Source organism: Winslowiella arboricola (assembly GCF_025527015.1).
In the GTDB taxonomy this organism is placed as follows: domain Bacteria; phylum Pseudomonadota; class Gammaproteobacteria; order Enterobacterales; family Enterobacteriaceae; genus Erwinia; species Erwinia arboricola.
The window spans coordinates 595221-604177 of sequence record NZ_JAODIM010000041.1 but is presented as its reverse complement, the minus strand read 5'-3'; the positions used below and the strand labels follow the sequence as shown (position 1 = coordinate 604177).

At 54.1% G+C, this 8957-nt stretch carries 5 protein-coding genes and 2 rRNA genes; 6 read left to right on the top strand and 1 reads right to left on the bottom strand.

Annotation, left to right across the window (positions count from 1 at the left end; genetic code table 11):
- The 6 genes from N5923_RS14480 to aceK all read left to right on the top strand — a co-directional run.
- Positions 1 to 1733 (top strand): 23S ribosomal RNA (locus N5923_RS14480); the annotation flags it as partial.
- A gap of 108 nt (positions 1734 to 1841) precedes the next feature.
- Positions 1842 to 1957 (top strand): 5S ribosomal RNA (rrf, locus tag N5923_RS14475).
- A gap of 191 nt (positions 1958 to 2148) precedes the next feature.
- Positions 2149 to 3078, top strand: a complete 930-nt coding sequence (gene metA / locus N5923_RS14470) for a homoserine O-acetyltransferase MetA (RefSeq protein ID WP_267142050.1) — start codon at positions 2149 to 2151, stop codon at positions 3076 to 3078.
- 256 nt (positions 3079 to 3334) lie between these two features.
- Positions 3335 to 4933 (top strand): malate synthase A, encoded by a 1599-nt coding sequence (gene aceB, locus N5923_RS14465; RefSeq protein WP_267142049.1) that lies wholly within the window; start codon positions 3335 to 3337, stop codon positions 4931 to 4933.
- Positions 4934 to 4965: 32 nt separating this feature from the next.
- Positions 4966 to 6276, top strand: a complete 1311-nt coding sequence (gene aceA / locus N5923_RS14460) for an isocitrate lyase (protein WP_267142048.1) — start codon at positions 4966 to 4968, stop codon at positions 6274 to 6276.
- Between the two features lie 87 nt (positions 6277 to 6363).
- On the top strand, positions 6364 to 8115 hold the full coding sequence (gene aceK, locus N5923_RS14455; RefSeq protein WP_267142047.1) for a bifunctional isocitrate dehydrogenase kinase/phosphatase: 1752 nt from the start codon (positions 6364 to 6366) through the stop codon (positions 8113 to 8115).
- Here the strand turns inward: aceK and iclR are convergent.
- Positions 8087 to 8920 (bottom strand): glyoxylate bypass operon transcriptional repressor IclR, encoded by an 834-nt coding sequence (gene iclR / locus N5923_RS14450; RefSeq protein WP_267142046.1) that lies wholly within the window; start codon positions 8918 to 8920, stop codon positions 8087 to 8089. The genes aceK and iclR overlap by 29 nt on opposite strands.
- Positions 8921 to 8957 lie beyond the last annotated feature (37 nt).

Genomic DNA, 8957 nt, shown 5'->3' with positions numbered 1-8957 from the left:
AAGCGTTGTTGGGTAGGGGAGCGTTCTGTAAGCCGTCGAAGGTGGACTGTGAGGTCTGCTGGAGGTATCAGAAGTGCGAATGCTGACATAAGTAACGATAAAGCGGGTGAAAAGCCCGCTCGCCGGAAGACCAAGGGTTCCTGTCCAACGTTAATCGGGGCAGGGTGAGTCGACCCCTAAGGCGAGGCTGAAAAGCGTAGTCGATGGGAAACAGGTTAATATTCCTGTACTCGGTGTTACTGCGAAGGGGGGACGGAGAAGGCTATGTTAGCCGGGCGACGGTTGTCCCGGTTTAAGCGTGTAGGCTTGCGTTCCAGGCAAATCCGGAACGCTTTAAGGCTGAGGCGTGATGACGAGCCACCACGGTGGTGAAGTAACAAATGCCCTGCTTCCAGGAAAAGCCTCTAAGCATCAGGTAACATCGAATCGTACCCCAAACCGACACAGGTGGTCAGGTAGAGAATACCAAGGCGCTTGAGAGAACTCGGGTGAAGGAACTAGGCAAAATGGTGCCGTAACTTCGGGAGAAGGCACGCTGCCGGTAAGTGAAACCCCTCGCGGGCGGAGCTGAAAGCAGTCGAAGATACCAGCTGGCTGCAACTGTTTATTAAAAACACAGCACTGTGCAAACACGAAAGTGGACGTATACGGTGTGACGCCTGCCCGGTGCCGGAAGGTTAATTGATGGGGTTATCCGCAAGGAGAAGCTCTTGATCGAAGCCCCGGTAAACGGCGGCCGTAACTATAACGGTCCTAAGGTAGCGAAATTCCTTGTCGGGTAAGTTCCGACCTGCACGAATGGCGTAATGATGGCCAGGCTGTCTCCACCCGAGACTCAGTGAAATTGAACTCGCTGTGAAGATGCAGTGTACCCGCGGCAAGACGGAAAGACCCCGTGAACCTTTACTACAGCTTGACACTGAACATTGAGCCTTGATGTGTAGGATAGGTGGGAGGCTTTGAAGCGCGGACGCCAGTCTGCGTGGAGCCAACCTTGAAATACCACCCTTTAATGTTTGATGTTCTAACTTAGTCCCGTGATCCGGGATGAGGACAGTGTCTGGTGGGTAGTTTGACTGGGGCGGTCTCCTCCTAAAGAGTAACGGAGGAGCACGAAGGTCAGCTAATCACGGTCGGACATCGTGAGGTTAGTGCAATGGCATAAGCTGGCTTGACTGCGAGAGTGACGGCTCGAGCAGGTGCGAAAGCAGGTCATAGTGATCCGGTGGTTCTGAATGGAAGGGCCATCGCTCAACGGATAAAAGGTACTCCGGGGATAACAGGCTGATACCGCCCAAGAGTTCATATCGACGGCGGTGTTTGGCACCTCGATGTCGGCTCATCACATCCTGGGGCTGAAGTAGGTCCCAAGGGTACGGCTGTTCGCCGTTTAAAGTGGTACGCGAGCTGGGTTTAGAACGTCGTGAGACAGTTCGGTCCCTATCTGCCGTGGGCGCTGGAGAATTGAGAGGGGCTGCTCCTAGTACGAGAGGACCGGAGTGGACGCATCACTGGTGTTCGGGTTGTCATGCCAATGGCATTGCCCGGTAGCTAAATGCGGAAAAGATAAGCGCTGAAAGCATCTAAGCGCGAAACTTGCCTCGAGATGAATTCTCCCTGACTCCTTGAGAGTCCTGAAGGGACGTTGAAGACTACGACGTTGATAGGCCGGGTGTGTAAGCGCAGCGATGCGTTGAGCTAACCGGTACTAATGACCCGTGAGGCTTAACCTTACAACACCAGAAGTGTTTTGGTGAGCGTGATGAGAGACGCGAAATATTCAGCTTGTTCACAACGGATTAATTTGTGCGGCCTGAGGGCGGCATGAATAACAGAATTTGCCTGGCGGCTTTAGCGCGGTGGTCCCACCTGACCCCATGCCGAACTCAGAAGTGAAACGCCGTAGCGCCGATGGTAGTGTGGGGTCTCCCCATGCGAGAGTAGGGAACTGCCAGGCATCAAATTGCGATAACCCTCGTGCGAAAGCATGAGGGTTTTTTGCGTCTGGGATTTTTTCGGCAATGCTTTCCCGTTTTAGGTGAAACATTTTCAACTATTGGATGATCTCTCGACTTTTGTACGGCAAAAGGCTATCTTCAGGCATCTGGATGTCTAAACGTATAAACGTATGTATGAGGAAAACAGGTTATGCCAATCAGGGTACCCGATGAACTACCAGCAGTGAATTTCCTGCGTAATGAGAACGTCTTTGTGATGGCCTCTTCACGCGCAAGTGTTCAGGAAATCCGTCCGTTAAAGGTGCTGGTATTAAATCTGATGCCAAAAAAGATTGAGACTGAGAACCAGTTTTTGCGCCTGCTCTCCAACTCACCGCTGCAGATCGATATTCAGTTACTGCGTATCGACGCGCGTGAATCACGCAATACGCCGAGCGAGCATCTCAATAACTTCTACTGCAATTTTGAAGATATCCAGCACGATAATTTTGACGGACTGATCGTCACCGGCGCGCCTTTAGGTCTGGTGGATTTTAACGATGTTGCCTACTGGCCGCAGATCCAGCGCGTGCTGCACTGGGCGAAAGAGCATGTGACCTCGACACTGTTTGTCTGTTGGGCGGTACAGGCGGCGCTAAATATTCTGTATGGCATTCCGAAGCAGACGCGACAAACCAAGCTTTCCGGCGTGTACGAGCATCAGACCCTGCATCCACACGCTCTGCTGACGCGCGGTTTTGACGATAACTTCCTCGCACCACATTCACGCTACGCCGATTTTCCCAGCCAGTTATTGCGCGACTACACCGATCTGGAGATCTTTGCTGAATCAGAGCAAACCGGTGCCTACCTGTTTGCCAGCAAAGATAAGCGGCTGGCGTTTGTCACCGGCCATCCTGAGTATGATGCCCTGACGCTGTCGGGCGAATATCATCGTGATTACGAAGCCGGATTGCAGCCGGAAGTGCCATTTAATTATTTCCCGCAGGACAATCCTGAATTGCCGCCGCGCGCCACCTGGCGTAGTCACGGCAATCTGCTGTTCACCAACTGGCTGAACTATTACGTCTACCAGATTACCCCGTTTGATCTGCGCCATATGAATCCAACGCTGGAATAATCTGCTGTGGCGGGTTGAATGCTTTTTGACCCGCCAGACCCTCTGCTTACCCAATCTCCCTGCTGAAAACCCCTTCCTTTCGCTTATCAATATTATTCTATTTATTTTCAATCGATTAATTCAGCTTAATATCAAAAATGGAAATAGTTTTTGATTTTGAAAATTATCTGATTATGCTTTGATCCTGCAGGTTATAAAAACAGCAGCAAGAAGATTGAACGATCGATCGTGCAGGATCAAACGGGAGAGAGCGAACATGACACAACATGCAATCACTACTGAGCTGGCATTCAGTCAGCCCTTTGGCAGCGCAGAACAACAGATTTTAACCGACGGCGCTGTCGACTTTCTTAGCGAACTGGTGACGCGCTTTACACCGCGTCGCAACGAACTACTGGCGGAACGCAGCCTGGTACAGCGCAAAATTGATAATGGCGAGCTGCCTGATTTTATTTCGGAAACCACTTCCATTAAAAATGACAACTGGAAGATCCGCGGTATCCCGGCGGACTTACAGGATCGTCGGCTAGAGATCACCGGTCCGGTAGAACGCAAAATGGTGATCAACGCCCTGAACGCCAATGTGAATGTGTTTATGGCGGACTTTGAAGACTCCCTGGCGCCTTCATGGCAGAAAGTGATCGACGGGCAGATCAACCTGCGCGATGCGATCGCAGGCACCATCAGCTACAGCAATGAAGCGGGCAAAATCTATCAGCTCAAACCCTATCCCGCCGTGCTGGTCTGCCGGGTACGCGGGCTGCATCTGCCGGAAAAGCATGTGTTATGGCGCGGTGAAGCGATCCCCGGCAGCCTGTTTGATTTCGCGCTCTACTTTTTCCACAACTATCAGGCGCTGCTGGCCAAAGGCAGTGGCCCCTATTTCTATCTGCCGAAAACCCAGTCTTTTCAGGAAGCGGCCTGGTGGAGGGGGGTATTCAGCTATACCGAAGATCGTTTCGATCTGCCGCGCGGCACGATTAAGGCGACGCTGCTGATTGAAACCCTGCCAGCAGTATTTCAGATGGACGAGATTCTGTATCACCTGCGCGATCATATTGTCGGACTTAACTGTGGCCGCTGGGATTACATCTTCAGCTATATCAAAACCCTGAAGAATCATGGTGATCGTGTCTTACCCGATCGTCAGTCAGTGACCATGGATCAGGGTTTTCTCGATGCTTATTCGCGTTTGTTGATCAAAACCTGTCACCGTCGCGGCGCTTTTGCCATGGGCGGTATGGCGGCGTTTATTCCCAGTAAAGAGCCTGAACGCAACGAATGGGTGCTGAATAAAGTGCGTGCTGATAAACAACGTGAAGCGGCCAACGGTCATGACGGCACCTGGATTGCGCACCCGGGACTGGCCGACGCGGTAATGGCGGTATTTAACCAGGCGCTGGGCGATAAACCGAACCAGCTGGACGTGCTGCGAGAAAACGATACGCCAATCAGCGCACAACAGTTACTGCAACCCTGCGAGGGAGAACGCACCGAGGCGGGAATGCGCGCCAATATTCGGGTGGCGGTGCAGTATATCGAAGCCTGGATCTCCGGCAATGGCTGCGTGCCGATCTATGGACTGATGGAGGATGCCGCGACCGCTGAGATCTCACGCACCTCGATCTGGCAGTGGATCCGCCATCAGAAAACGCTGACCAACGGTGAGACAGTGACCCGCGCGCTGTTCAGTCAGATGCTGGCTGAAGAGATGCGAGTGATTCAGGAAGAGCTGGGTGACCAGCGTTTTTGTCAGGGACGATTTGATGATGCCGCGCGCCTGATGGAGCGCATCACCACTGAAACTGAACTGGTGGAGTTTCTCACGCTGCCAGGTTACCGCCTGATCCCTTAAGCCTTATTCCCTGACAACCAGGAGTATCCGCTATGACCTCACGTACCCAACAGATTGAGAACACAGAACAAAACTGGCGCAATGCACGCTGGGAAGGCATTACCCGTCCCTACAGCGCGGCGGAAGTGGTGAAACTGCGCGGTTCCGTCAATCCGGCCTGTACGCTGGCGCAGCAGGGCGCGGAAAAACTGTGGGCGCTGCTGAATGGCGGCGCGAAGAAGGGTTATATCAACAGCCTCGGCGCGCTTACCGGCGGCCAGGCATTGCAGCAGGCGAAAGCGGGTATCGAGGCGATCTACCTCTCCGGCTGGCAGGTGGCGGCCGATGCCAATCTGGCGGCCAGCATGTATCCCGATCAGTCACTCTATCCGGCGAACTCGGTGCCATCCGTGGTGGAGCGGATTAATAACAGTTTTCAGCGTGCCGACCAGATTCAGTGGGCCAGCAATATTGAAGCGGGTGATGCGCGCTATACCGACTACTTTTTGCCGATTGTTGCCGATGCTGAAGCGGGCTTCGGCGGTGTACTGAACGCTTTTGAGCTGATGAAGGCGATGATCAGCGCCGGGGCGGCGGGTGTGCATTTTGAAGACCAGCTGGCCTCGGTGAAAAAATGCGGCCATATGGGTGGCAAGGTGCTGGTACCGACGCAGGAGGCGATTCAGAAGCTGGTTGCCGCGCGTTTAGCGGCGGATGTGATGGAGGTGCCGACTGTACTTATCGCCCGTACCGATGCCGATGCCGCCGATCTGATCACTTCCGATTGCGATGAGTACGACCGCGAATTTATTACCGGTGAGCGCACGCCGGAAGGTTTCTTCCGCACCCGCGCCGGCATCGGCCAGGCGATCAGCCGCGGGCTGGCCTATGCACCGTATGCCGATATGTTGTGGTGCGAAACCTCGACGCCGGATCTGGCGCTGGCGCAGCGCTTTGCCGATGCCATCCATGCGCGTTTTCCGGGCAAACTGCTGGCCTATAACTGCTCACCGTCGTTTAACTGGAAGAAAAATCTCGATGACCAGACCATCGCGCGCTTCCAGCAGGCGCTGGCGGAGATGGGCTATAAATATCAGTTTATTACCCTGGCGGGCATCCACAGCATGTGGTTCAACATGTTCGATCTGGCGCAGGCTTACGCGCAGGGAGAAGGGATGCGGCACTACGTTGAGAAAGTGCAGCAGCCGGAATTTACCGCGATTAAGCAGGGTTACAGCTTTTCGTCGCATCAGCAGGAAGTGGGAACCGGCTATTTCGATAGTGTCACCACCATTATTCAGGGTGGCGCGTCATCGGTCACCGCCTTAACCGGTTCGACCGAAGAGCAGCAATTCGATCACTGATCATTCGAAACCGGGCAGCGAGAACGTTGCCCTTGGGTTTAAACGGTGCAGGGGCGGCGTTCTCGCCGCCCGACTGGAGGTTGCGCTATGTCACCAACCGAAAAACTGATTGCGCAAACTATTCTGCAGGGGTTTGACGCGCAATATGGTCGCTTCCTCGAGATCACCGCTGGCGCCCAGCAGCGCTTCGAACAGGCTGACTGGCTGGCGGTGCAGCAGGCGATGAAAGCACGTATCCATCTCTACGATCATCATGTCGGCCTGGTCGTAGAGCAACTACGCTGTATCGGTCTGCCAGATGACGCGGATTTTGTTACGCGCATCAAGGCCATCTACACCGGGTTATTACCTGACTATCCCCGTTTTGAAATCGCCGAAAGTTTCTTTAATTCAGTCTACTGTCGTCTGTTTGATCATCAGGCGCTAACGGCGGAACGGCTGTTTATCTTCAGCTCGCAGCCAGCGCGCCGTTTTCGCACTATCCCGCGTCCGCTGGCGAAAGCCTTTAGCGCACAACAAGGCTGGCGCTCGCTGTTGCAACAAATGCTTGGTGACTTACCTTTGCGCCTGCCGTGGCAGGATTTGCCGCGCGATATCGGTTATATCATTGCCCATCTGCAACAGAACTTTGCCGCCACGGAGCTACAACAGGCGACGCTAAAAGTGGCGAATGAGCTGTTTTATCGCAATAAGGCGGCATGGTTAGTGGCAAAACTCTGTCTGCCATCCGGGGTATACGCTTTTTTACTGCCGATTCACCGCAGCGACGCCGGTGAGTTGTGGATTGATACCTGCTTAACCCGTAAACGTGAGGCCAGCATCGTCTTCGGCTTCGCCCGCTCCTACTTTATGGTGTATGCGCCGCTGCCTGCCGCGCTGGTCGAATGGTTACGCGAAATCCTGCCGGGCAAAACCACCGCTGAACTCTATATGGCGATTGGCTGCCAGAAGCATGGCAAAACCGAAAGCTACCGTGAATATCTGCACTATATGGCCAGCACTGGCGATCAATTTGTCATCGCACCCGGCGTGCGCGGGCTGGTGATGCTGGTATTTACGCTGCCAGGTTTTGACCGGGTGTTTAAGGTAATTAAGGACCGTTTTGCGCCGCAGAAAGAGGTGACGCCCGCCCGCGTGCGGCACTGCTATCAGCTGGTGAAAGAGCATGATCGCGTGGGGCGTATGGCGGATACCCAGGAGTTTGAAAATTTTGCCATTGAAAGGTCGCGGATCAGCGCCGAATTACTGGCGGAACTGCAACGTGAGGTGCCGGAAAAACTGGAGGTTGATGGAGAGATGCTGATTATCCGGCATCTCTATCTGGAGCGCCGCATGACGCCACTGAATATCTGGCTGGAACAGGCGACGGATCAGCAGCGCCATGATGCGATTGAAGAGTATGGCAATGCGGTAAAGCAGCTGGCAGCGGCGAATATCTTCCCCGGCGATATGCTGTATAAAAATTTCGGCGTCACACGCCATGGCCGGGTGGTGTTTTATGACTACGATGAAATCTGTTATATGACCGAGGTGAATTTCCGCGATATTCCGCCGCCGCGTTACCCGGAAGATGAACTCAGCCAGGAACCCTGGTACAGCGTGGCGCCAGAGGATGTGTTCCCGGAAGAGTTTCGCCACTATCTGTGTTGCGACCCGGCTATCGCCACGTTATTTGATCAGCTGCACAGCGAGCTGTTTCGCGCCGATTACTGGCGCGGGCTGCAACAACGCATTCGCGAGGGTTATATTGAAGATGTATATGCCTATCGACGGCGGCAGCGATTTAGTCAGCGAGAAATGGCGGCTGTCATTAATGATGTCCGCCATATTCACGGGTAATCTCTTTGGCTGCTTTAATCACCATCGCGCCGATTTCCGTGACGCGGTCGTCGGTAATGCGCGATATCGGGCCGGAGATGGAGATGGCGGCAAAGGGTTCGCCATGCTCATCATAGATACAGGCAGCGACGCAGCGCAGGCCCAGCGCATGCTCTTCATCATCGAAGGCATAACCGGTTTTACGCACCAGCGCCAGATTCTCCTTCAGGCTGTGCGGCGACATCAGCGTATGTGGAGTGTAATGATGCAGGCCTTTACGATGCAGCAGTTCAGTCAGCTGTTGCTCGCTAAGATTGGCGAGAAAAGCTTTACCCGCGCCAGAGGCATGCATCGGCAACTTACCGCCAATGGGTGCCGACATGCGCATCAGCTGAGTACACTGCACCTGGTCGATAATCACCGCCTGATGATCGCTTAAATCCAGCACCGCCAGATTGACGGTTTCGCCAGATGACTCCATCAGACTGCGCAGCATCGGATGTACCATCGCCAGCAGATTCCGGCTCTGCAGGAAACTGCTGCCGACCACAAAGGCATGGGCGCCGATAGTCCAGTAACCCAGGTCGCCGACCTGACGAACAAATCCCAGCTGCTGCATGGTGGTCAGCAGACGGTGAGTGGTGGAGTTGGGCAGGCCTGATTGCTGAGCCAGTTCAGTTAACGCCACACTGCCGTGGGATTCCGCAATCGCTTCCAGCAGTTTCAGGCCGCGTGTCAGGGACTGAACCTGTCCGGTGGGCTGAGCGGCTGGAGTGGCTGCGCTGCGGGGTTTTTTACCACGTTTGGTGGGAACGGGCGTTGCCATATCAGACTCGCTTATTTTTCAGGATGTGGAAATCATT